Origin of the sequence: Pseudomonas sp. S34, assembly GCF_009866745.1 — a bacterium.
GTDB lineage: Bacteria > Pseudomonadota > Gammaproteobacteria > Pseudomonadales > Pseudomonadaceae > Aquipseudomonas > Aquipseudomonas jessenii.
In genome coordinates, this window is sequence record NZ_CP019398.1 from 3630076 (window position 1) to 3655144 (window position 25069).

Here is a 25069-nt window from a genome sequence, read left to right on the forward strand (position 1 = left end):
ACGCCGGCCCTTCTGAATCCAAATCCGACCGCTCGGCCATCCAGGCCGAGTGGCTTAACTCGACCCAAAGAAAGTAGGCAGAACTGAAAATGACCTCTTCCAGCATTCCAAGCGTCAAGCTTCTCATCAACGGCGAATTCGTCGAATCGCGCAGCACTCAGTGGCGCGACGTAGTCAACCCGGCCACCCAGGAAGTCCTGGCCCGCGTCCCCTTCGCCACCGCCGAGGAAATGAACGCCGCCGTCGCCAGCGCCAAGCAAGCCTTCAAGACTTGGCGCAAGACCCCGATCGGTACCCGTTCCCGTGTCTTCCTCAAGTACCAGCAACTGATCCGCGAGAACATCAAGGAACTGGCCGCCCTGCTGACCGCCGAGCAAGGCAAGACCCTGCCGGATGCCGAAGGTGACGTGTTCCGCGGCCTGGAAGTGGTCGAGCACGCCGCCAGCATCGGCAACCTGCAGATGGGCGAGTTGGCCAACAACGTGGCCAACGGCGTCGACACCTACACCCTGCTGCAACCGCTGGGCGTGTGCGCCGGCATCACCCCGTTCAACTTCCCGGCGATGATCCCGCTATGGATGTTCCCGATGGCCATTGCCACCGGCAACACCTTCGTCCTCAAGCCGTCCGAGCAAGACCCGCTGGTGACCATGCGCCTGGTGGAACTGGCGCTGGAAGCCGGTGTACCCAAGGGTGTACTCAACGTCATCCACGGCGGCGTCGACGCGGTGAACCTGATCTGCGACCACCCGGATATCAAGGCCGTGTCCTTCGTCGGCTCGACCAAGGTCGGCACCCACGTCTACAACCGCGCCACCCAGAACGGCAAGCGCGCGCAATGCATGATGGGCGCGAAAAACCATGCCATCGTCCTGCCCGATGCCAACCGGCAGCAGACCCTGAACAACCTGCTGGGCGCCTCCTTCGGCGCCGCCGGCCAGCGCTGCATGGCTCTGCCCGTGGTGATCCTGGTCGGTGAAGCGCAGGCTTGGCTACCGGACCTGATTGAGCGAACCAAGACCCTCAAGATCAATGGCGGCACCGAGCCAGGCACCGACATCGGCCCGGTGATTTCCTGCGCCGCCCTGGACCGCGTCAACGGCCTGATCGCCAGCGGCATCGAAGAAGGTGCAAAGCTTGAACTGGATGGGCGCAACCCGAGCGTGCCGGGCTACCAGGACGGTAACTTCGTCGGCCCGACCATTTTCTCCGGCGTCACGGCGCAAATGTCCGTGTACCGCGAAGAGATCTTCGGCCCGGTACTGTGCGTCATGCACGCCGCCAACCTGGATGAGGCAATCGAGATCATCAACGCCAACCCGAACGGCAACGGCACTGCCCTGTTCACCCGTTCCGGCGCTGCCGCGCGTCACTTCCAGGAAGAGATCGACGTCGGCCAGGTCGGCATCAACGTGCCAATCCCGGTACCGGTCCCGCTGTTCTCCTTCTCCGGTTCGCGCGCCTCCAAGCTGGGCGACCTGGGCCCCTACGGCAAGCAAGTGGTGACCTTCTACACCCAGACCAAGACGATCACCCAGCGCTGGTTCGACGAGGACGACACCAGCGGCGCGGTGAACACCACCATCACCCTGAAATGACCTTTGCCGGCCGGCGCCTTGCGTCGGCCGACGACAAGCGCGCGCAGGATTTCCTGCGCCACTGCCCCCTATCGTAAAAGGTAGCCAACATGCATATCGGATTTCTCGGCCTCGGCAACATGGGCGGCCCAATGGCCCGTAACCTGCTCAAGGCTGGCCACAGCCTGACCGTCTTTGATCCCTTCCCCCAGGCGGTCGCCGCCTTGGTAGAGGCCGGTGCCAGCGCCGCCGACTCGCCCGCCGCCGTGGCCAAGGCCAGGGTCGAGGTGATCATCACCATGCTGCCGACCGCCGAACACGTGAAGCAGGTCTATCGCGGCAAGGACGGCCTGCTGGCCAATATCGGCCCAGGCGTGTTGCTTATCGACAGTTCGACCATCGACCCGCTGAGCACCCGCGAAGTGGCCAAATATGCCCTTGCCCAAGGCAACCCGATGCTCGACGCGCCGGTATCCGGCGGCACCGGCGGCGCGGCGGCAGGCACCCTGACCTTTATGGTCGGTGGCCCGGACAGTGTGTTCGACCAGGCCCTGCCGATCCTATCGGCCATGGGCAAGAACATCGTGCACTGCGGCGCAGCCGGCAACGGCCAAGTGGCCAAGATCGCCAACAACATGCTGCTCGGCATCTCCATGGTCGGCGTCGCCGAAGCCATGGCCCTGGGTGTGGCCCTGGGTATGGAAGCCAAGGTGCTGGCCGGGATCATCAATACCTCCAGCGGTCGCTGCTGGAGCTCGGAGGTCAACAATCCGTTCCCGGGTGTACTGGAAAACGCGCCGGCCTCACGCGGCTACAGCGGCGGCTTTGGCAGCGACCTGATGCTCAAGGATCTGGGCCTGGCCACCGAAGCGGCCAGGCACGCGCGTCAACCGGTTGCGCTCGGTGCTGTAGCCCAGCAGCTGTACCAGACCTTCAGCCTGCAAGGTAATGGCGGCCTGGACTTCTCCGCCATCATCCAACTGTTCCGCGGAGAAGCCTGAGCATGAGCGAGCAGCAAGCCCCGGTGCTGGCCAGCGTACGCAACCGCGTCGGCCACCTGACACTGAATCGGCCAAGCGCGTTGAACACCCTGGACCTGCCCATGGTGCGCCTGCTATGCCGGCACCTGTGGGCTTGGGAACAAGACCCGCAGATCGTCGCCGTGACCATTCGCGGCGCCGGTGAAAAGGCCTTCTGCGCCGGCGGCGACATTCGCATGCTGTACGACAGCTACAAGGCCGGCGACAACCAGCACGAGCTGTTCCTCGAGGAAGAGTATGCCCTCGACGAATACCTGCATGGTTACACCAAGCCCGTGCTGGCGCTGCTCGATGGTTTCGTCCTCGGCGGCGGCATGGGCCTGGCCCAGGCCGCCTCGCTGCGGGTGATCACCGAGCGTACGCGGATGGGCATGCCGGAAGTCGGCATCGGCTTTTTCCCCGATGTCGGTGGCAGCTATTTCCTGCCGCGCCTGCCGGGGGAACTGGGAACCTATCTGGGCATCACCGGCTGCCAGGTGCGTGCCGCCGATGCCCTCTATGCGAACCTTGCCGACTACTACCTGCCCAGCGAACGGCTGGCCGAGCTGGATGCCTGTCTGGACCACCTGAACTGGACCGCTGCGCCCGACGAAGACTTGCAGGATCTGCTTGCCGACATGGCCACAGAGCGTCTTGCCGGGTCCGAGCTCAAGGCCTGTCGCCAGGCGATCGACGAGTACTTCGCCTTGCCCGATGTCCCGGCCATTCGTACCGCGCTGCAGCGTGAACAACGCCCCGAGCTGCAAGACTGGGCCGAACAGACGGTGAAACTGCTCGACAGCCGCTCGCCACTGGCGATGGCCACGACGCTTGAGTTGTTGCGCCGTGGTCGTTACCTGAGCCTGGCCGAGTGCTTCGCTCTGGAGTTGCACCTGGACTACCAGTGGTTCGACAAGGGCGACCTGATGGAGGGTGTGCGCGCCCTGATCATCGACAAGGACAAGCGCCCACGCTGGAACCCGCCAACCCTGGCAGAGCTGGAACCTGCCCGGGTGCAGGCCTTCTTCAACGAGTTTCAACGCGCCTGCGGCAAGCCCGTACGCACCGCCTGATCGGCAGGAGACTTTGCAATGCACGATATCGAATTGACCGAAGAACAACGCATGATCCGCGACATGGCGCGCGACTTCGCCCGCAGCGAAGTCGCGCCGCATGCCCAGGCCTGGGAGAAGGCCGGCTGGATCGATGACGCCGTGGTGGCGCAGATGGGCGAGTTGGGCCTGCTGGGTATGGTCGTGCCGGACACTTGGGGCGGCAGCTACACCGACTATGTGGCCTATGCCCTGGCCGTGGAGGAAATCTCGGCCGGCGACGGTGCCCTCGGCGCATTGATGAGCATCCACAATTCAGTGGGCTGCGGCCCTCTGCTGAAATATGGCAGCCCGCTCCAGCAAGACAGCTGGTTGCCGCTTCTGGCCAGTGGCCAGGCGATCGGTTGCTTCTGCTTGACCGAGCCACAGGCCGGCACCGAAGCACACAACCTGCGCACCCGCGCCGAGCTGCGCGACGGTCAGTGGGTACTCAACGGTGCCAAGCAGTTCGTCAGTAATGGCAGGCGCGCCAAGCTGGCCATTGTCTTCGCCGTCACCGATCCGGAGCTGGGCAAGAAGGGGCTGTCGGCCTTCCTGGTACCGACCGACAACCCCGGCTTCGTGGTCGACCGCAGCGAACACAAGATGGGCATCAAGGCCTCCGATACCTGCGCGGTGACTCTGAACAACTGCACCATCCCCGAGGCCAACCTGCTGGGTGAACGCGGCAAGGGGCTGGCCATTGCCCTGTCCAACCTGGAAGGCGGCCGCATCGGCATCGCCGCCCAGGCTTTGGGTATCGCCCGCGCCGCCTTCGAGGCTGCCCTGGGCTATGCCCGCGAACGCATCCAGTTCGGCAAGCCGATCATCGAGCACCAGAGCGTGTCCAACCTGCTCGCCGACATGCACACCCGACTCAACGCCACCCGCCTGCTGATCCTGCATGCGGCGCGCCTGAAAAGCGCCGGGCAACCGTGCCTGTCCGAAGCCTCCCAGGCCAAGCTGTTCGCCTCGGAAATGGCCGAGCGCGTGTGCTCCAGCGCCATGCAGATCCATGGCGGCTACGGTTACCTGGAAGACTACCCGGTAGAGCGCTACTACCGCGACGCGCGCATCACCCAGATCTACGAAGGCACCAGTGAAGTCCAGCGCCTGCTGATCGCCCGCGAACTGAGCCACTACGCGCTCTGACCTCCTCCAGCCGGACGCGACTGCCGCGTCCGGCTTTTCCCTGTCTTGCCCCTTGTGGAGCTGCCCATGCCCGGCTTGCGCAATATTTCCATTAGCCGCCGTCTGTGGCTGATTTTGCTGACATCCATCCTGATGCTGCTGATACTCGCCGGCCTGATGCTCAAGCAGAGCTATAACGACCTTTATACCGCCAAGGCGCTGAAAACCCGCCACGTGGTCGAGACCGCCAGCGGCATCCTGCGTCACTTCCAAAGCCTGGAAGGCCAGGGCCTCAGTCGTGAGCAGGCGCAGCAGCAGGCCATCGCGGTCATGCGCGACTTGCGCTACGACCGCGAGGATTACTTCTGGCTCGAAGACCTCGACACGCGAATGATCATGCACCCCAACGCCGGGCTCGAGGGCAAGCGCATGGCCGGTACACTCGATCCGGACGGCAAGGCGCTGTTCGACGAAATGGTCGCCACGGCCAAACGTGATGGCGCCGGCCTGGTGCACTACCGCTGGCCAAAACCGGGTTCCGACGCGCCGGTGGAAAAGGTTTCCTACGTCGAATTGTTCAAGCCCTGGGGCTGGATTGTCGGCTCGGGGATCTACATAGACGACGTGCAAGTCGAGTTCCGCCGCCAGCTGATTCAGGCCTGCGTCATATTGCTGACGATCACCCTGCTGCTCAGTGCGCTGATCCTGCTGATTGCCCGCAGTATCGCCTCGCCACTGGCGCGGGTGGTCGATGCGATGGAGAACATCGCCAGCGGCGAAGCCGACCTGACCCGCAATCTGGATAACCGCTGGCGCGATGAACTGACAGACTTGAGCGGCCATTTCAACGTGTTCACCAACAAGCTGCGCGGCGTGATCGGTCAGTCCATACAGTCCGCTGACAGCCTGGACCAGGCTTCGAAGTCGCTCGGCGAAATCGCCGCCGATAGCCACAACCACAGCCAGCAGCAATCGCAGCAGATGGAACTGGTGGCCGCCGCCATCCACGAGGTCTCCTACGCCGTGCAGGAAGTGGCGAAGAACGCCGAGCACGCTGCCAACGAAGTTCGCCAGGCCGAAGAACAGGCACGTCGAGGCCAGCACAACATCGACATCAGCCTGCTCCAGATCGACCAGTTGTCCGATACCATCGGCCAGGCCGTCGAGGTGATCCAGAGCCTGGCCCGGGAAAGCACCCAGATCGGCAGCGTGCTGGAAGTGATCCGCGCCATCGCCGAGCAGACCAATCTGCTCGCGCTGAACGCTGCCATCGAGGCGGCGCGCGCTGGCGAACAGGGTCGCGGCTTCGCCGTGGTAGCAGACGAAGTGCGCCTGCTGGCCCAGCGCACCCAGCAGTCCACCGCGCAAATCCAGGACATGATCGAGCGCCTGCACGGCAACTCGCAAGCTGCAGTAGATGTCATCAATGCCAGCAGCCAAGCCGCTCGACAAACCGTGGAACAGGCCCACCAAACGGCTGAAAGCCTGCACCAGGTACTCGGCGCACTACGCAATGTCACTGAACTGAACGCCTCGATCGCCAGCGCCACCCTGGAGCAGTCACACGTGGTCGAAGACATCAACCAGAACGTGACCCGCGCAGCCTCCCTGGCCCACGAAAGTGCCCAGGCAGCAGACCGGTCCAACGAGGCGAGCCAGGAACTGGGCCAACTTGCGGGTCAGCTCAATCGGCTATTGGGACAGTTTCGCGTATGAGGTCGATGAGTCACATGCAGCCCTCCAAAACCCTTTTTGCCGTGCCTGTCGACGAAGAACGCAACACGCGTTACCTGGAAACCCGGCACAAGGCTGTCGAGTTGTTCGCCAGACATGGTTTCAGCCGAGTCAGCATGCGCGACCTGGCCACTTGCCTGGGGATCACCGCCGGCTCCCTCTACAACCACATCGATAGCAAAGAGGAACTGCTGTTTGAACTGATCGAGGAGCTCTACGAAGCGTTGCTTGACGGCGCCAGCCTGGTGACCCGTCGCAAATCCGCCCCCACTGTACGACTGCACGGCCTGCTTGAGGCGCACCTGCGGCTCCACGAGCGTATGGCCGCGCATTTCCGCCTGGCTGAGTACGACCTCCATTGTTTGAGCTGCGAACAGCAAGCCTCGATTCTGACCCTGCGCCGACACTACGAGCAGCATCTGGTGGAGACCATAGACCAACTCACCGGTAAACCGGCTAGCGTCACCCGGCGCGCGACCGTTAGCGGCATCGTGTCCTTGCTCAATCAACTACCGGCCTGGGTTGGGCAGCCCAAGGCCGGCATTGGAGCACGCCGCAAGCTGCTGCATGAGATGGTGATGAGTACCCTGCAGGGTGCATTGCGGGCAACTGAGACGGCAGTCGTTCACGCATCGCCCTCCTCCCAGGCACTTAAATAAGTACCTGATTCCGACACCCTCTGCCGACAGCCGACAAACCCTCGGATTTTATTTTCTTACTCTCCACTGGCCCCGATGTTCATCGCTTCACATCGGGTCAATCAGTCCTGCCACTGCACACCCCACCATAAGCTCCAGCCCAGCGGGCTATGGGTCGGGTGTAAGGAGAATAAAAATAATGAATCCAGGTTTTACATCATCACTCAACCACTTGCTCGATGCTGCCACGGCTGGATCGCAGCGCGTCCCAGGCGTAGTCGCGGCATTAGTCGGGCGTGACGGTCTGGTCTATGAGGGTGCGTCAGGTCAACGGACGCAGGGTCAAGCCCCTGCCATGACGACCGACAGCGTTTTCGCCATGTTTTCCACGACCAAAGCGATAACCGCCACGGCGGTGCTGCAGTTGTTCGAAGAGGGCCGACTGGATCTCGATGCGCCTGCCAGGAACTATGTGCCGATGATCGGCGAACTGCAGGTGCTCGAAGGGTTTGATAGCGACGGAACGCCTCGCCTTCGCGCCCCCAGAAAACACATCACCACTCGAATGCTTCTGCTTCATACGGCAGGTCTGGGTTATGAGTTCTTCAACGAAAACTACAACCGACTAGCCCAGGCACAAGGACAACCCAGCATCATCAGCGGGTCGTTGGCGGCGCTTCAAACACCCTTGCTGTTTGAGCCGGGTGAACAGTGGGAATACGGCTCCAACATGGATTGGGCCGGCCTGGTGGTCGAGGCCATCACCGGCAAGCGTCTGGGTGAAGTCATGCAGCAGCGTATTTTCGAGCCGCTGGGCATGACCGATACCGCCTTTACCATGACCCCGTCGATGCTCCAGCGGCGAGCCAGCATGCACCAACGCGCAGAGGATGGATCGCTTTGCGCACTCGAGGATTTCATCCTGCCACAGGCTCCCGAAGTGCACATGGGAGGCCATGGCCTGTATTCGACCGTGAAGGATTACTGTCAGTTTATCCGTGCCTGGCTTAACGATGGACAGGGGGATCACGGACGGATTCTCAAACCGGAAACGATTCGTTTCGCGGAAAAAAATGGTCTCGAAAACCTGAAAGTAAAAGCCCTTCCCGGCGTTATCCCCAGTCTCACCAATACCGCAGAGTTCTTCCCGGGCATGCCCAAGTCGTGGGCGATGAGTTTCATGATCAACGATCAAGACGCCCCCACCGGTCGCCCTGCGGGTTCTTTGGCGTGGGCCGGATTGGCCAATCTTTTCTATTGGATCGACCGCAAGAACGGCATCGGCGGTTTTTGGGCCACCCAGATACTGCCGTTCGCCGATTCCGTTTCGGTCAATGCCTATCTGGATTTCGAAACGGCGGCCTACCGCTATCTGACCCGCTGACCCGGCACTGATTCGATGCAGATCGCATGAGAGCCCCCCGGGGCTCCAGGCGATGCTGCACGAAAAAATTCCTCTCCAAAAACCAACAAAAACAAAACAGGTGATTCATGGAGATCTCCACACGTACCCCTGCGCGCGTTCGGCCCCTGGTGCGCGCACTTGACACTTCAACGATCGGTGCCGGCCTCGTGCTGGCGATTCTGGCGGGCAACGCCCAGGCCATCGATGTGGACGCCGGCGAATACACCGCTGCGCTTCCAGCCGGCAGCAATATCGGTTTGCTTTACCTGCAGCATGCGCAGCGGCGGTCGCTTTACAGTGATGGTCACAAGGTTGCGATCAAAGCGGGGCTCGACTCGGATATCGGCATACTGCGCGCCGCGCATTACCAGCAGTTGGGCGACTACACGATCAATACACAGTTCCTGCTGCCCTTCGGTCGCCTGGAAGGAACACGCGATAACGACTCGCTGGGACAAACCAGTGGCATGGGCGATCTGATTCTGGCGTCCACTCTATGGCTCGTGAATGACCCGGCGAAAAATCGTTACTGGGGTATTGCACCCTACCTGTACGTGCCGACCGGAAACTATGACCGCAACGATGCACTCAACCTTGGCGAAAACCGTTGGAAGATGACATTGCAGACAGGCTATGTGACCGGTCTCACTGAAAAACTTTCCCTGGACCTCACCGCGGATGTGACCTTCTTTGGCAAAAATGACGATCTCACGAGTCAAGACCTGACGTTGCGCCAGAAGCCGCAGTGGCAAACCCAGACCTACCTGAGGTACGCCGTGACACCAAAGCTTTCGGTGCATGTGGGTGCGTCTCGACTCTGGGGTGGTGAGACGCGCATTGACGGTCAGGATCAGAACGATGAACCCGACACCAGCAAATACCGTGTCGGCTCGTCATACTGGATAACCCCCTCCTTCCAGGCCCTGCTCAACTACGGCCAGGACGTCTCGGTCGACAACGGTTTCAAGGAAAACCAGCGGGTTAACCTAAGGCTGTTGTGGGTGTTCTGACCCACAGTGAATGGCACCGAGAGCGGGATGGACACCGCTCTCGATGCCCTCGTACCGCCTCGAATCGCTAGCGCAGCCGGCGCTGCAAGGTCTGGGAGGGTAATTCACTGAAACGCTTGCGATAGATCCCCGCAAATTCACCCAGGTTCAGATAACCCCAGCGAAAGGCGATGGCCGAAACGGTGGTTCCCGATTGCGGGTCCGCCGCCAGCAGATCGCGGTGCGCCCCCTGCAATCGCTGCTCACGCAGGAACGCACCGGGCGTCATGCCGCGAAAACGCGCGAAGGCACCACTCAATGTCCGCACACTGGTCCCTACCGCACTGGCAATCTCACCCATCGTCGGCAGGCTCGCAGCATTGGCACTCATGAACTCTTCGGCAGCCCTGACATAACGGGGTGCAATCCGGTTCAGTGGACTATTCAAATCAAGCCCTGCCCGCCCGGCGCGGCCAGCCCATTCTTGCAGCATATGAACGCAAAGACTTTGCTCCAGGTGAGTACCCATTCGCCCTTCAGCCATGTGTGCGGGAGCTTCGGCAATACAACGAACCGTGTACTCCAGCAAACTCAGCCAGCTCGACCCGACTCCGCCGATGACGCACTTGTGTCTCCAGAACTGATCATCGGGCACGAACCCAAACCACTGCAGCGCCATCCGCTCCAATACGGCATGAGGAATGGTCAGATTCAGTTGCAGGTGATCAGGGTCGAGGTCGATCCGGTAATCGACACGACTGCAATCGGCAACGAATGATTCACCCATTGCCGTATCCTCGGTGACGGAACGCCGGGTCCAGTGCCGGGCATTGCCGCGAATAGTGGTGAGCAGTAGCGCATTCCCCGCTTCGGGCGAAAATTCATCGACGCTCACCGGCACGCCATAGGCAAAACGAGTCAGCGTCAACTCGCCAATCCTGGACGAATGCATGGTGGCGTGCGGCTTGATGGCCTGCCCTTTGGGTGCCACACGGTAGGGCATATACATGCGATCCGACCAGTCGCTGATTTCATCCCACTCGGTTGAAAAACTTTTGTGATGCTGGTGAATCGGCTTGCCGCTGGCATCGGTTAACAACGCATGTTCGAGAAGCATAGAGACACCTGATTTTTATTTTTTTAGGGTCCAATCGATGCCCAGACCTGCAACTCAGAGCAACGGCGGGTAGACCATCTGGTGTGACTCGCCCATCAGCAGCGGACGATTGAGCTCCGCGCAGGTGCGCAGGTAGTCGGCCACCAGGGTAATCCTCTTGAGGTTGCGCAGGTCCTCACAGTAGTACATCCAGAACTGTCGCGTGACCTCCACCTGATCCGGCAGCACCTCGCACAGGCGCGGGTCGGGACCGGCGAGGAAGCAAGGCAGGATCGCCAGCGCCCGCCCTTCCAGAGCCGCATGGTACTGGGCGACCACGCTGGTGCTGCGCAGGCGGCTGCGCGCGCCGAGCATCAGGTCGTTCAGGTAGAGCAGCTTGAAGCTGAAGGCCAGATCATCGACGTAGGTCACGAACGGGTGACCGGCCAGATCCTCGCGACAGCCAATCGGCGGATGACTGGCCAGGTACTCCGGCGTCGCATACACACGCAGGCGGTAATCGCACAGCCGCGAGCACACGTACGGACCGCGCTCGGGCCGTTCCAGGGTGATGGCGATGTCCGCCTCGCGCCGTGACAGGTTGACGAAGTGCGGGACCGGCAAAATATCCGCCGATATATTCGGGTAGTGCTCGAGGAAGTGGCTCATCTGCGCTGCGATGAAACAGGACCCGAAGGCTTCGGTACAGCCGATGCGCAGGTGCCCGGCAAGCCCTCCGGTGGTGCCGAAAACCTGTTCGCAGGCTACCAGCAGTGTACTTTCCAGGGTTTCGGCGTGACAGACCAGGCGCTGCCCCTCCACGGTCAGCACGAAGCCCGCGGTTCGCGATTTCTCGAACAACATGGCGCCCAGGCTCTGCTCCAGGGCGCGGATGCGTCGCGCTACCGTGGTGTAGTCCACCCCAAGGCGGCGAGCTGCACCGCTTGCGGTGCGAGCACGAGCGACCTCGAGAAAGAAGCGCATGTCGTCCCAGTTCAAGTGACCTTGCGTTGTACTTGTTTGCATATTCATCAGGCTTTCCTGCCGTACTTTGAGAGGGCCAGTGAATAAAAAGCGCGGGCCCGGGGAGTGGCAAGGCGCCGCGCAACGCTCAATCGTCAGAACTGTTCGTCTGCAAGGCCGTACAGGGGCGCACTGCCGGCGCGGATGCTGGCTTCCAGGCTCAGCGTCCGTGGCAGCAGGCGGGCGAAGTAGAACTCGGCGGTGGCCAGTTTGGCAGCGTAGAACGGCGGGTCCCGGTCAAGTCTGGACCGGGCCACGGCGGCCATGCGCGACCACATGTAGGCGTAGGCGACATAGCCGAACAGGTGCAGGTACTCCACGGAGGCTGCGCCGACTTCGTTGGCGTTGGCTTTGGCCCGCTCCAGCAGCCAGTTGCTGAGGCCCTCCAGACGCTCCAGGGCCTTCAGCAGTTCGCTGCCATACGCGCTTTCGTGGTGCAGCGCGAAGTGGCGCACTTCCCGAGCGAACAGGCGTAGCGCGACGCCATCGTTGGCCAGCACTTTGCGTCCGAGCAGGTCCAATGCCTGGATACCATTGGTGCCTTCGTAGATCTGTGCAATACGCACATCACGGACCAATTGTTCCTGACCCCATTCGCGAATGTAGCCATGGCCGCCGAAAACCTGCTGGCCGTTGATGCAGCTTTCCAGGCCGGTGTCGGTAAAAAACGCCTTGGCCACTGGCGTCAGCAACGCAACCAGGATCTGCGCGCAATCGCGCTCGCTGGCATCGTCGGAAAATTTCGACAGATCCAGTTGTTGCCCGACATAGCAGGCGAATGCGCGACCGCCTTCGGTCATGGCTTTCATGCCCAGCAGCATGCGCCGCACATCCGGGTGAGCGATGATCGGGTCGGCCGGTTTGTCCGGGGCCAAGGCACCGGTGGGAGCCCGACCTTGAACGCGTTCGCGAGCATAGGTGACGGCGCTCTGGTAGGACGCCTCGGCGCAGCCGATGCCCTGAATGCCAATCGACAGGCGTTCGTAATTCATCATGGTGAACATCGCCGCCAAGCCTTTGTTCTCTTCACCGACCAGCCAGCCACTGGCGCCGTCGAAGTTCATCACGCAGGTGGCCGAGGCCTTGATGCCCATCTTGTGTTCGATCGAACCGCAACTCACGGCGTTGGCCGCGCCGAGGGAACCGTCGGCATTGACCAGGACTTTAGGTACGACAAACAGCGAAATGCCCTTCGGGCCAGCAGGCGCGTCCGGCAGTTTGGCCAGTACCAGATGAACGATGTTTTCAGTCAGGTCCTGATCGCCCCCGGTGATGAAAATCTTGCTGCCGGTGATCTTGTAGCTGCCGTCAGTCTGAGGTTCGGCGCGGGTGCGGATCAGCCCCAGGTCGGTACCGGCATGGGCCTCGGTGAGGCACATGGAGCCGGCCCAGCGGCCTTCATACATCGGCGGCAGATAGAGGTTTTTCAGGGCATCGCTGGCGTGGGCGTCCAGCGCCAGGCAGGCACCGGAACTCAATGCGGAATACAGCGCAAAACTTGAGTTGGCGCCGTAGAGCATCTCTTCGAACTGCACGGCCAGCATTTTCGGCATGCCCATGCCACCAAACCCGGGGTTGCCGGACAGTCCCACCCAACCGCCTTCGATGTAGGTTGCGTAAGCCTGTTTGAAACCGATGGGGGTGGTGACCCGGCCCTCGTGCCACTGCGCGCCTTCTTCGTCACCACTGCGATTGAGGGGCGCAATCAGGTGCGAGGTGACTTTGGCCGCCTCCTCGAGAATGGCGTCTGCCGTATCGGTGTCGATGCTGTCGGTCAAGGCCGGCAGGCGCGCCCACATGGCCGGAGCATCGAACACTTCGTGCAGCACAAAGCGCATGTCGCGCAGCGGGACTTTGAATTCGGGCATAACGTAAACCTCGTTGGCACGGTTGTGTCATGGGCACGGCACAGCCGAATTCGGCCTGCACGAACCCGCAGCAGCAGGTCAAACACCTGCTGCCAGATGGATGCAATGTCAGATCGGGTCAGAGCGCCTTGGCCCGCTCGCGCAACACATACTTCTGGATCTTGCCTGTGGAAGTCTTTGGCAAGAGCGTGAAGATCACTGTGCGCGGTACTTTGAATCCGGCCAGATGCTCACGACAGAAACTGATGATGTCAGCCTCGCGAACGTCCTGGTGGTCAGCCTTCAAGGTGACGAAGGCACAGGGCGTTTCGCCCCATTTCTCATCGGGACGGGCGACCACGGCTGCTTCCATCACACCCGGGTGGCGATAGAGCACCCCTTCAAGTTCGATGGTGGAAATGTTCTCGCCGCCCGAGATGATGATGTCCTTGAGCCGGTCCTTGATTTCGACGTAACCGTCAGGATGCCAGACGGCCAGGTCACCGGTGTGGAACCAGCCGCCTTCGAACGCTTCGGCAGTGGCGCTCGGGTTCTTCAGGTAGCCCTTCATGACGGTGTTACCGCGTATGAAAATCTCACCGATAGTCTGGCCGTCACGCGGGGTTGGCTCCAGCGTTGTGCTATCGCCGACCATCAAGCCTTCCAGCGTCGGGTAGCGCACGCCCTGTCGCGACTTGATCTGCGCCCTCTCCTCCAGGGAAAACTCATCCCATTCGGCGTGCCAGGCGCAGACCGTCACCGGGCCATAGGTTTCGGTCAGGCCAAACACATGGGTGACCTTGATGCCCATCTCTTCGACGGCACCGATGACTTTGGCCGGTGGCGCAGCGCCCGCGACCAAGGCATTGACCGGGTGATCGATGGCCGCTTTCGCTGATTCGGGCATGTTCACCAGTGCATTGAGCACGATCGGCGCACCGCACAGGTGAGTGACCTGATGCTCGCGGATCAGCGTGAGGATTTTCTGTGGATCGACCCGGCGCAGGAAAACGTGCACACCCGCCAGGGCGGTGATGGTCCATGGATAGCACCAGCCATTGCAATGGAACATCGGCAGGGTCCAGAGGTACACCGGATGGTTGCCTATGGCCCAGGTCATCTGGTTGCCCAATGCGCTCAGGTAAGCGCCGCGATGGTGGTAGACCACGCCCTTGGGGTTGCCGGTGGTGCCTGAAGTGTAATTCAGCGAAATGGCCTGCCACTCGTCGCCCGGCCATTGCCAGTCGAATGCCGGGTCGCCTTCGGCCAACAGCGCTTCGTAGTCAAGGTCGCTCGCGGCCTGACCTTCACCGTATTCCGGGTCATTGACGTCGATCACCAAAGGCGGGTGATCCAGCATGCCAAGCGCTGCCTGGATCACATCATGGAACTCGCGGTCGGTAATCAACACCCTGGCTTCGCCATGCTGCAGCATGAATGCGATCGCCTCGGCATCGAGGCGCACGTTGAGCGGGTTGAGCACGGCGCCGATCATCGGCACACCGAAATGCACTTCAAGCATCTCGGGAATGTTGGGCAGCATCACCGCCACCGTGTCGTCCTTGCCGATACCGCGACCGGCCAGCGCCGAGGCCAGGCGTCGGCAACGGGTGTAGGTCTGCGCCCAGGTGCGGCGAATCGAACCGTGGATGACGGCGAGGTGATCGGGATAAGTGCTGGCGGTGCGCTCGATGAAACTCAGCGGAGACAAGGCAATGTGATTGACAGCCGAAGGGCCAAGGCCTTGGTCATAGATAGACATGTGCGGGTACTCGATGGCTGATTGTTAGCTCTATGGTTGACCTTGCAGCGTAGTCGCCGCAGTCACCTTCAAAGTCCGGATGACTTTATATAACACTGCGTCATTGATATGGAAGTAGAACCTACGTCGTATAGTATTAATACTATATCTATTTCTATTAAGTCCGAATCAATGCCGCCAACGCTCCAAGGCTGGTATATGCTTGGTTTCCCTGAGAAAGTGGACCCGCAATGACCCTGACGCCCGTTCGATTGCACAGTTGGTTGCGCCTGCAGCGCGAGGGTGTGTCTCTGGCCACCCGGGCCGATGCGCTGTGTCGGGCGCTGCAGGATTGCCCTGAGGTGCAGCGGGCGGTTTACCTGAGCTGGCAGCCCAATGCGCGGATCTACAGCCATGAGGGCGCCGCTCAGCATTTGCCGCCGGGACTTGGCGACCCGGCGCTGGCCAGCGACCAGTTGCTCTTCGAGCATCTGGTCGAGGCAGGCCGCCTGGACCTGGCTCAAGTCCGTCAACTCGATTGCTGGTTGTCCGGCCGGTTGCGCCGGGCCGCGATCAGCCATGGCCAGGTATTTGATCTGGCCTTGCAGCCGGGGCAGCCGGGCTTGTTGCTGGTGGAAGTGCGCGAGGGCGTGAGTCTCGATTGGCTGGGCTGGGTGCAGGATTTGCTGACGACGCTGCTGAGCAGCGTCAACGGCCTGCTGCGTGGTTCGCCACTGTTGGGTCACGATCCGCAACCGAGCCTGTTGCTCGATGCGCAAGGTCGACCGCTGGAGTTCAACGCGGCACTGATGGCGCTGCTCGCCGAGAAGTCACTGACCGATGTGTTGGGCTTTTTACCGGTCAATCATCGGGTGCTGGTGCGTGCCTGCCTGGACCAGCAACGCGCCGTCGAAGGTGTCGAGGCTCAGTTTGAAACGCAGATCCTGATCTGGACGTTCATTCCCGATCCCCAGGACAACCGAGTGCTCGCCCGTTGCCGCGACGCCACGGCGCAAGTGCTGGCGGAGCGTGAAGCGGCCACCGCACGACGGCTGTACCGGCTGATCATCGAAAACACGACTGACCTGATATCCCGTCACACCCCCGAAGGTCGCGTTATCGATGCATCACCGGCGTCCTGGACCCTGCTCGGTTACTGGCCTGAAGAGTTGCGCGGGCAAATGGCCCAGGGCCTGTTTCATAGCCAGGACCTGGCCGCTCTGGTGCAGCGCGCGCGCGATGCGCTGGAGCAGGATGGCTATCACACCATGACCTATCGCATTCGCCATCGCGACGGCCACTACCTGTGGTTCGAAACCGCCAGCCGGGCGATCCGCGAAACCTACACCGGGGCGGTGGTCGAAATCGTCAGCATATCCCGGGACATCACGGCCCGGGTGCAGGCCGAGGAGAACAAGCGACGCCTGGCCGAAGTGGTCGAGGCCAACATTGACCCGGTGTTGTTCATCGCTCCCGAGGGCCAGGTCACTTACCTCAATCCAGCCGCGCGACGCATCCTCGGGATTGATGAGCAACAACCCATGCCGGCCCTGGCCACGTTGTTCGCAAGCGGCGACCTTGCGCGCCTGCAACGCGATGGCTGGAGGCGCGCCGAGCGCGACGGTGTCTGGAGCACCGATGCGCGTTTGCAACCACCGGGCGGGGGCACATCGGTGCCGGTGTCGCTGGTACTGCTGGCGCACCGTTCCGCCGGCGGTGAGCGTTATTACTCATTGGTCGCGCGCGACATGACCGAGCGCGAGCTGCGGGAAGTGCAACAGCGCCGTCATCAGGACGAACTGGCACACACCGCACGGCTGGTCACTCTCGGTGAACTGGCCTCGGGGATTGCCCACGAAATCAACCAGCCGCTGGCTGCCGTGGTCAACTATGCGAATGCAAGCCAGCGCTATCTACAAACGCTGGATTCCAATCCCCAGGCCGCTGCCAGAGTGACCCAGGGCCTGGAACGCATTACCCATCACGCCACCCACGCCTCCGAAGTGATCCGACGGTTACGCTCCTTTTTGCGCAAGGGACAGCGTCGCATGCAGGCGCTGAACTTGACCGACGTCGCCCGCGAAGCCGTGCGTTTGTGTGCCTGGGAGGCGAGTAATTGCCAAGTGACAATCGAGGATCGACTGCCCGATAATCTGCCCCCCGTTTATGCCGACCGCGTGTTGCTGGAACAGGTGTTGCTCAATTTGTTGCGCAATGCCATCGATGCCAACCGTGAGCAACATCCCGGGCAACCCTCTGTGATCGTGATGGCCGTGGAGCATGGCAGTGGCGCCTGCGTGGAAATCAGTGTGCGAGACCAGGGGCCGGGCGTCAGCGAGCCGGAACTGGAACAGATATTTACCCCGTTTTACACCAGCAAGGCCGATGGCCTGGGGCTCGGTCTGTCCATGAGCCGCAGCATCATCGAAGGTTTCGGTGGCGAATTGAATGCCCGGCGCCAGCCTGTCGGGCTGCTGATGTGTTGCCGCTTGCCGCTTGCCGGCCCAACAAAACAACAATAGGAATCAGGTAATGGCAGGTGTAACGGAGCACGTTGTGTACGTGGTCGATGATGACCAGGGCATGCTCGAATCGACGGTCTGGTTACTGGAGTCGGTCGGGCTCAAGGCCTTGCCGTTTACCAGTGGCGTCGCGTTCCTCGATGCCTGCGATGCAAGCCTCGATGCTTGTGTGCTGCTGGACGTTCGCATGCCCGGTATGGGCGGGTTGAACGTGCAGGAAGAAATGCGTGTGCGCCAACTGAACCTGCCCATCATCTTCGTCAGCGGGCATGCGGATGTGCCGATCGTGGTGCGCGCGTTCAAGGCCGGTGCCCATGACTTTATCGAGAAGCCCTACAACGAACAGCTGTTGCTGGACAGCGTGCAACAGGCGCTCAGCAACTGTGCCGCCAACCGTTCGGGCAACCAGGGCCACGAAGCCTTGCAGGCGCGCTTGTTGACCTTGACCCCGCGCGAGCGCGATATCCTGTTGCCATTGGTGCAGGGTTACACCACCCGCGAAATCGCGGAACAACTGGGCGTAAGTGCAAAAACCGTTGATCTGTATCGCGCGCGCGTCATGAAACGCATGCAGGCCAACACGCTGCCGGACCTGGTGGGCATGGCCATCGCGGCGCAGATGGTCGATCCGCTGAAGTTGCGTTGATTCCTCAGGACAGGTTTTCAAGCAGCTCCAGCGCCTGATCAAAATCGAAGCACTCCGCTTGCCGCACAACCCGAAGCAATTGCTCGGTCATCCGCGGGTCTGAAGCCAGCCCCTGCAGTTTGAGCAAGGCCGTCAGCGCCTGGGTGTCGCTCTCGGCCAGCAGAGACCGGACGTGGGCCAATTGCGCGTGCCATTCGCTGCCCGGTGGCACGCTTGATGAGTCTGCGCACGATGTCGGCTCGCCGAGCACCGATAAGCCTTCCTGCACCGTTGTCAGGCAACGCTCGACCTCCACCAGCCGGTCAGCCAGGTCCTGCTCCACCCCATCGCTCGTCCCATCGTTCAGACACGCCTGCTCCAGTGCGGCGGCTGCATTCGCCACTTCAACGGCACCAATGTTGCCCGCCGTTCCGCGCAGGGTATGGGCCAGCCTGACCGTCGTCGAACGATCGCCCTGGCCTCGGGCAGCCAGGAACTCGGCGCAAAAAGCCTGGTGGCTGGAGCGAAACTTGCGCAGCAGCCGCAGATAGAGCTCGACCTTGCCCATGCAGGTGCCCAGGCCCGCTTTCAAATCAATGCCGGGAAGGCTGGCTGGCAGGCTCGCCGCTGACTCCGTGGTGACCGGCGAAACGTCGGCCGACATCGCGCCACGGTCAGCTCGCGGATGTATCCACTTGGCCAACGTGGCAAACATGTCGTCGACGTTCAAGGGTTTGGAGATGTGGTCGTTCATGCCGCAGGCCAACGCCCGCTCGCGGTCCCCCGCCATGGCGTCGGCAGTCATGGCGATCACCGGCAGATTCGCCCAGCGTGGCTGCTCACGTATCTTGCGGGTCGCGGTATAACCGTCCATCACCGGCATCTGGCAGTCCATCAACACACCATCGAAGTCTGCGTCACGCTCCAGTTGGTCGAGCGCTTCTGCGCCGTGAACGGCCAGGCACAGCTCGATCCCGGCGCTCTCCAGCAGTTCACAGGCCAGCTCGCGGTTCAGCTCATTGTCTTCGACCAACAGCAGTCGCGCGCCACGCAGGCTGGCCATGGCGCTGGCACTCTGGCCGAGTCGCGAGATGGCCCGGGTATCGGCCTGGGGGATCTTGCCGAGCACCGTGCCCAGCGCCTCAAGCAAAGTGGACGGCGTCACCGGTTTGGTCAGCACCACCGGCAAATGAATGCCGTACCGACTGGCCTCTTCGCGGGCTTCCTCGCGACCGAACGCCGTGACCATGATCACCGACGGCGTTTGCGCCAGTTTGGCGGCCTGCATCTGCCGCACCGTTTCCACGCCGTCCATGCCAGGCATGCGCCAATCCATCAGCACCAGATCATAGGGCAGCACCTTCGCTTCGGCGTCCACCAGCATGGCCAGTGCGGCCCGGCCGCTTTGCGCGACGTCCACCTCCACGCCAAAACTGCGCGCCATGCTGGACAGGATCTCCCGCGCGCTGGCGTTGTCATCGACCACCAACACACGGCTGCCCAGCAATTCGTCGGCGGTCACCATGCGCCGTAAATGGCTGTCGCGCTGCACCCCCAGGCTCACCTCGAAATGGAAAGTGGAACCAAGGCCCGGCTCGCTCTCTACCCAAATGCGCCCGCCCATCAATTCCACCAGATGCCGAGAGATGGCCAGGCCCAACCCGGTGCCACCGTATTTGCGGGTGGTGGTGCTATCGGCCTGGCTGAAGGGTTGAAACAGGCGCGAGCATTGCTCGGCGTTCATGCCGATCCCGGTGTCGCGTACCCAGAAATGCAGCTGCGCCTGCTCTCCTGCCGCGCCCCGGTGCTCTACGCCGAGTACGATCTCGCCCTGCTCGGTGAACTTCGTCGCATTGTTGCCCAGGTTGATCAGCACCTGGCCAAGGCGCAACGGGTCGCCGATCAAGGCGGTCGGCAGCTCGGCATCGGTGCTGAACAGCAATTCCAGGCCTTTGTCCTCGGCTTTGAGGCCGATCATGCTGGCAAAGCCGTCGAGCACGGTCTCGAGGTGGAAGGGAATGTGCTCCAGGTGCATTTTCCCGGCCTCGATCCTGGAGAAGTCGAGGATGTCGTTGATGATCACCAACAGGTATTCCGCCGAGCGATGGACCTTTTCGATGTAGTTGCGCTGGCGGTGGTCGAGCTCGGTTCGCAATGCCAGGTAGCTCATGCCGATGATGGCGTTCATCGGTGTGCGGATCTCGTGGCTCATGGTGGCCAGGAAGTTGCTCTTGGCCCGGGTCGCCTCTTCTGCGGCCTCCCGTGCGCGCTGCACCTCGGCCTCGGCGGTCTTGCGGTCGGTGATGTCAAAGTACCAGTTGGCCCCCATGCCCCGCTCCCCCAGCGTCATCGTGACGGCCGAAACCAGTACGTCGAAGCGCTCGCCTCCAGCGCGCTGCAGGGTGGTCTCGAAGTTCAGCACTGCACCTTGCGCTGCCGCTTCGAGAAAGCGCTGGTGTGCCTGCGGGTCGACCCAGAACTGCGCCGGATCCGCACCTTCGAGTTCAGCCAGACGAGTCCCGAACAGACTGTCGAACTGCGGATTGCAGTAGGTCGGACGGCCATCGACGTCCCTGATCACCATGGCCACCGGGCTGCTGTCGAGGACTGCGCGCAACTGTGCCTCGCTGGTCTTGAGTGCCGCCTGCAGATGACGCCGTTCACTCACGTCGCGCACCGACGCGCACACGCATACGCCGTCCCCTTCCAGGCTCGGCAGATGCGACAGGCTGATCTCTGCCGAGAACAGACTTCCGTCTTTGCGCACGCCTTGCAGGTCGTCCAGGTTGGCCCCCATCTGGCGAGTGGCGCCGTGGGCCATGAAGCCCTGGCGCAGCGCCTCGTGGCGCCCTCTGCTGGCCAACGGCACCAAACGATCGATGGACTCGCCGAGCAGCTCACCGGCGCTATAGCCGAACAGCTGATCCAGTTGGCGATTGGTGCGCAGGATCTGTCCTTGGGCATCGACCACCAGCATGCCGTCCGGCGCCGCTTCGATAATCCCGCGATACCAGGCTTCGGTGGCGCGCAACGCCGATTGCTGGGTTTCCAGTGCCTGCGCCTGCTGCTCCAGTTGCAGCGCCTGTTCCGCCATTTCATTGGCCTGGCGACGGGTTTCCGCCAACAGGGTCTTGACCGCCTGATTGCGCTCCAGAATCGCCATGGCTGCGGCCAAACGTGGGGTGGCCTCCTGCAACAGCAGCAGTTCACGCTCGCCCAAGGGCTCCAGCCCGGCCAGTTCGAGCACCCCCAGCAACCGCTCGCCACGGACAATGGGTTGCAGCAGCAGGCAACGGGCCGGGACCTCGCCAAGGGGCGAGCGCAAACGCCAGTATTGCTCCGGTATCGCCTGAAACTGACGCGGCACGCGATCCACCGCGCACTGCCCCAACAGGCCGTCGCCGAACATGACTTGCGCCTCGGGTGGCCGCTCGGAATCGGTGGCATAACGACCCATCAAGAGCAGCGTGCCGGAATCCTCCTGCGCGCTGTACAGCACCCCCTGGCAGATTCCGTGCAGGCTGGCCATGCATTGCAGGAACACCTGCGCCAGTTCCGCCGGGGTTTCTGCCTGCTGCAGATCGACCTGCAATTGGGCGGTATGGGCCTTGATCCAGCGCTGGCGCTCAAGCTGTTGGGATTCGGTCTGCAGTTTGGCGATGGCCCGCGCCAGATCGCCGGTTTCGTTGTTCAGGTCGGTGTGGGGAATCGGTTGATCGAGCTGCCCCGCGGCCAATTGGTCTACCGCCACCCGCACCCGGTTCAGTGGATTGCGGATCGACTGGCTGACGACCCAGGACAACAGCAACGCCAGCGACAAACCACCGAACAACAGTACGTAGGTCAACCTGGTGCTGTGTTCGGCAAACTCGGCAATGTCCTTGGCCGTGTCGCGAATCGAGGCTTCCTTGATCTGGACGATCGCGTACAAAAGGCCGTCGGCCTGCCGGGCAAGTTGCTGGAATTCACTGCTATTGAGCAGCACCAACGCCTTGTTCTGCTGGCCCTGGTCGATCGATAGAAAGGCCTGGTCGCTATGGCGCTGCAACTGTTGCAGCAGCAGGTCGAGCTCGGCGAGGCGCGCCAGATTGTCCGCTCGCCTTAAGGTCACCTTGGCGCGGGCCACGGCCTGCTGCAGGCCTTCGCGGATATCATGCAGTTGCTGCAGGGATTCGACGCGAATCTGCGCGCTGTCGGTGCCCACCGCACGCTGCAGTGCTTGCATCATATGGGGCAATTGCACACGGGCTTCCTGCAGGTGCTCCATGCCGACCAGTTCCTGCAGATAGAGGTTCTGCATGTCCTGCTTCAGCGATTGCTGGGTGCGCAGGCTTTGCACGCCGAGCACCAGCACCAACAGCAGCAGCGCCGAGAACCCCAGGATCAGTTTGTGAAGCAGCGCGAGGCGCTCAAGCAGGGTACGCAATCCGGCCATGACTATCCTCGTGGACCTGATGAAAACACTGACGAAGGGGCAATGGCGGGTTCACGGAGCCTGGCCGATACGCTCCAGGGCAGCCCGCTTGCCGGCCATATCCTGGTCGGTATCGGCGAAGCGCTCGGCAATGGTCTGGAACTGTTCGAGGCAATCGAGGAAGGCATCGCAGATATCGGGATCGAAGTGCGTACCTCGCCCCTGACGAATAATCTCGACGGCCTGCGCGTGGGGCATCCCCGCTTTATAGACCCGACGGCTGATCAATGCGTCATAGACGTCCGCCACTGCCATCAACCGGGCGCTGACGGGGATGTCGTCACCCGCCAGCCCTTGCGGATACCCACTTCCATCCCATTTTTCCTGGTGACTGTAGGCAATCTCCTTGGCCAGGCTGAGGAACTCGGCGCGAATGCCGAGCTGATCCTCGGCATGCTGGATGGCGTCACGTCCCAGCGTTGTATGAGTCTTCATGATCTCGAATTCTTCCTCGGTATAGCGTCCCGGCTTGAGGAGAATATGGTCGGGGATGCCGATCTTGCCGATGTCGTGCAGCGGCGCCGACTTGAACAATAATTCGATGGTGTCCTCGGTGAGAAAGTGACTGAAGCGCGGATGAGCACGCAGATGCTCGGCCAGCACCTTGATGTAATGCTGGGTCCGCCGGATATGGTTGCCCGTTTCGTTATCGCGAGTCTCGGCCAGTGAAGCCATGGCCTGGATGGCCACATCCTGGATCGCAATCACCTCGCGGGTCCGACGCGCCACTTCCTTCTCCAGATAGTCGTTGTGATCGCGCAGGAAGTCTGCCGCCGCCTTGAGCTTGAGCTGGGTATCCACCCGCGCCAGGACCAGCGCCGCTCTGATTGGTTTGGTGATGTAGTCGACAGCCCCCAGTTCCAGGCCATGGATCTCGTCTTCGGTGTCGGCCATGGCCGTCAGAAAGATGATGGGAATGTCACGGGTACGCGGGTCGCGCTTGAGCTGCTGCGCCACTTCATGGCCGGACAGCCCGGGCATCATCACGTCCAGCAGGATCAGGTCAGGGAGTGCGTCGCCCTGTAGTACGCGCAAAGCCTTTTCACCGCTATTGGCAGCCTTGACCCGGTAGCGATCCTTGAGCAGATCCGTCATCAGCATCAGGTTGTCGGGCGTGTCATCGACCACCAGCAGGGTCGGCGGACTGTAATGACTCTGTTCGGCACTCATGGCGGATGGCTCCCTTGCCGGAAATGGACATCCCGAGGCAACACTTCCAGCGCCGCCCCAGCGCAAGAGAGCTTAGCTGCTGTTCTGCGGACCTGCCCGGCGCCGAGCCCGAACCAGAAGCGTCAGCCGTTGCCCTCATAGTGTGGGTCAATAGTCTGTTTGAGGTATTACCCAACGCTGACCTTGATTGACTATGACGCCAGGGATTTTCGGTCATCCGGATGGACCAGGCAGCACGACCGCCGCTCCATCCATCAACCGCAACGAGGAGCTTGATAGCTATGGAAAAAGTCATCTATCTGCTGTGGCGTGATACCCAAGTCAGTCCTGAAACCTTCGCCCATCGCCTGCGCAGTGAGGTCGCCGGGCAATTGCAGGCACTCGGCGCCCGTGGTGTGCAATTGAACCTGGCCGATGCCGATGTGCAACCCGCCGCCGGCCTGCGCCAGGAAAACAACCGACCATTGCCCGATGGCAGCCTGTCGCTGTGGCTGGACAGTGCCAACGGGCCGGCTCGCCGCCCTTTCGATACCCTGATCAGCGCGGCAACGGCGCGCATGGCCGCCTACCTGGTCTGCGAGTCGGTCGCCATCGCCAATACCCGCGTCCCTGCAACACCCGGTGAGCGTACCCACGGGTTTGCCCAACTGGCCCTGCTGACCCGCCCTCCACGCCTGACTCCCGAGGCCTGGCTGGACATCTGGCGCAACCATCACACGACGGTGGCCGTGGACACCCAAGCCAACTTCCAGTACGTGCAAAACCTGGTGGTGTCGGCACTGACCCACGGCGCGCCACGGATCGATGCCATCGTCGAAGAATGTTTTCCGCCAGCGGCCATGACCGATCCCATGGCCTTTTTCGATGCGGCGGGCGACGAAGCGAAATTCCAGCGCAACCTGGCGGCGATGATGGACAGCTGCAGCCGCTTCATCGATTTCGACAAGATCGACGTGCTGCCCACCAGCCAGTACTGCCTGTAGGACC

The 25069-nt window shown here is 61.9% G+C and carries 17 protein-coding genes; 11 read left to right on the forward strand and 6 right to left on the reverse strand.

The features are described 5' to 3' along the window. The first annotated feature begins 89 nt into the window (after positions 1–89). The 8 genes from PspS34_RS16170 (at position 90) to PspS34_RS16205 (ending at position 9605) form a co-directional block, all read left to right on the forward strand. Positions 90–1598: a CoA-acylating methylmalonate-semialdehyde dehydrogenase gene (locus PspS34_RS16170; protein WP_150813951.1), complete on the forward strand. Its 1509-nt coding sequence runs from the start codon at positions 90–92 to the stop codon at positions 1596–1598. Between the two features lie 89 nt (positions 1599–1687). Further along, positions 1688–2578: a 3-hydroxyisobutyrate dehydrogenase gene (mmsB, locus tag PspS34_RS16175; RefSeq protein ID WP_090456035.1), complete on the forward strand. Its 891-nt coding sequence runs from the start codon at positions 1688–1690 to the stop codon at positions 2576–2578. A 2-nt stretch (positions 2579–2580) separates the two neighbouring features. Then, the gene (locus tag PspS34_RS16180) at positions 2581–3669 is read left to right on the forward strand and encodes an enoyl-CoA hydratase/isomerase family protein (RefSeq protein WP_154861919.1); all 1089 of its coding nucleotides are present in this window, start codon (positions 2581–2583) and stop codon (positions 3667–3669) included. A gap of 18 nt (positions 3670–3687) precedes the next feature. Further along, positions 3688–4839, forward strand: a complete 1152-nt coding sequence (locus PspS34_RS16185) for an acyl-CoA dehydrogenase family protein (protein WP_159390159.1) — start codon at positions 3688–3690, stop codon at positions 4837–4839. A gap of 66 nt (positions 4840–4905) precedes the next feature. Beyond that, entirely contained in the window at positions 4906–6534 is a 1629-nt protein-coding gene (locus tag PspS34_RS16190) for a methyl-accepting chemotaxis protein (protein WP_159390160.1), read from the forward strand. After that, the gene (locus PspS34_RS16195) at positions 6531–7211 is read left to right on the forward strand and encodes a TetR/AcrR family transcriptional regulator (RefSeq protein WP_159390161.1); all 681 of its coding nucleotides are present in this window, start codon (positions 6531–6533) and stop codon (positions 7209–7211) included. Before PspS34_RS16190 ends, PspS34_RS16195 begins: the two co-directional genes overlap by 4 nt. Before the next feature lie 178 nt (positions 7212–7389). Beyond that, on the forward strand, positions 7390–8574 hold the full coding sequence (locus PspS34_RS16200; RefSeq protein ID WP_159390162.1) for a serine hydrolase domain-containing protein: 1185 nt from the start codon (positions 7390–7392) through the stop codon (positions 8572–8574). Positions 8575–8681: 107 nt separating this feature from the next. Continuing rightward, positions 8682–9605: a transporter gene (locus PspS34_RS16205; protein ID WP_154908504.1), complete on the forward strand. Its 924-nt coding sequence runs from the start codon at positions 8682–8684 to the stop codon at positions 9603–9605. Between the two features lie 67 nt (positions 9606–9672). On the opposite strand, the gene PspS34_RS16210 is transcribed toward PspS34_RS16205, so the two are convergent. The 4 genes from PspS34_RS16210 to PspS34_RS16225 form a co-directional block, all read right to left on the reverse strand. Next, positions 9673–10701 (reverse strand): helix-turn-helix transcriptional regulator, encoded by a 1029-nt coding sequence (locus PspS34_RS16210; protein ID WP_150813943.1) that lies wholly within the window; start codon positions 10699–10701, stop codon positions 9673–9675. A gap of 54 nt (positions 10702–10755) precedes the next feature. Beyond that, complete coding sequence (locus tag PspS34_RS16215; RefSeq protein WP_154861925.1) at positions 10756–11712, reverse strand: LysR family transcriptional regulator; 957 nt, start codon at positions 11710–11712, stop codon at positions 10756–10758. Positions 11713–11798: 86 nt separating this feature from the next. Next, a complete protein-coding gene (locus PspS34_RS16220; protein ID WP_150813941.1) occupies positions 11799–13571 on the reverse strand; it encodes an acyl-CoA dehydrogenase C-terminal domain-containing protein in 1773 nt (590 codons plus the stop codon). 118 nt (positions 13572–13689) lie between these two features. Further along, positions 13690–15312, reverse strand: a complete 1623-nt coding sequence (locus PspS34_RS16225) for an acyl-CoA synthetase (RefSeq protein WP_150813940.1) — start codon at positions 15310–15312, stop codon at positions 13690–13692. 230 nt (positions 15313–15542) lie between these two features. Between PspS34_RS16225 and PspS34_RS16230 the strand changes: the two genes are divergently transcribed. Then, positions 15543–17813 (forward strand): PAS domain-containing sensor histidine kinase, encoded by a 2271-nt coding sequence (locus PspS34_RS16230; RefSeq protein WP_154861928.1) that lies wholly within the window; start codon positions 15543–15545, stop codon positions 17811–17813. A 10-nt stretch (positions 17814–17823) separates the two neighbouring features. Further along, positions 17824–18459: a response regulator transcription factor gene (locus PspS34_RS16235; protein WP_102672425.1), complete on the forward strand. Its 636-nt coding sequence runs from the start codon at positions 17824–17826 to the stop codon at positions 18457–18459. Between the two features lie 4 nt (positions 18460–18463). Here the strand turns inward: PspS34_RS16235 and PspS34_RS16240 are convergent, their stop codons facing one another. After that, positions 18464–22873 carry a response regulator gene (locus PspS34_RS16240; protein WP_159390163.1) on the reverse strand — a complete coding sequence of 1470 codons (4410 nt, stop codon included), beginning with the start codon at positions 22871–22873 and terminating at the stop codon, positions 18464–18466. 51 nt (positions 22874–22924) lie between these two features. Next, positions 22925–24082 carry a two-component system response regulator gene (locus PspS34_RS16245; protein WP_154908518.1) on the reverse strand — a complete coding sequence of 386 codons (1158 nt, stop codon included), beginning with the start codon at positions 24080–24082 and terminating at the stop codon, positions 22925–22927. A 281-nt stretch (positions 24083–24363) separates the two neighbouring features. On the opposite strand from PspS34_RS16245, the gene PspS34_RS16250 reads away from it, so the two are divergent. Continuing rightward, the gene (locus PspS34_RS16250) at positions 24364–25065 is read left to right on the forward strand and encodes an EthD domain-containing protein (protein ID WP_159390164.1); all 702 of its coding nucleotides are present in this window, start codon (positions 24364–24366) and stop codon (positions 25063–25065) included. The last annotated feature ends 4 nt before the right edge of the window (positions 25066–25069 follow it).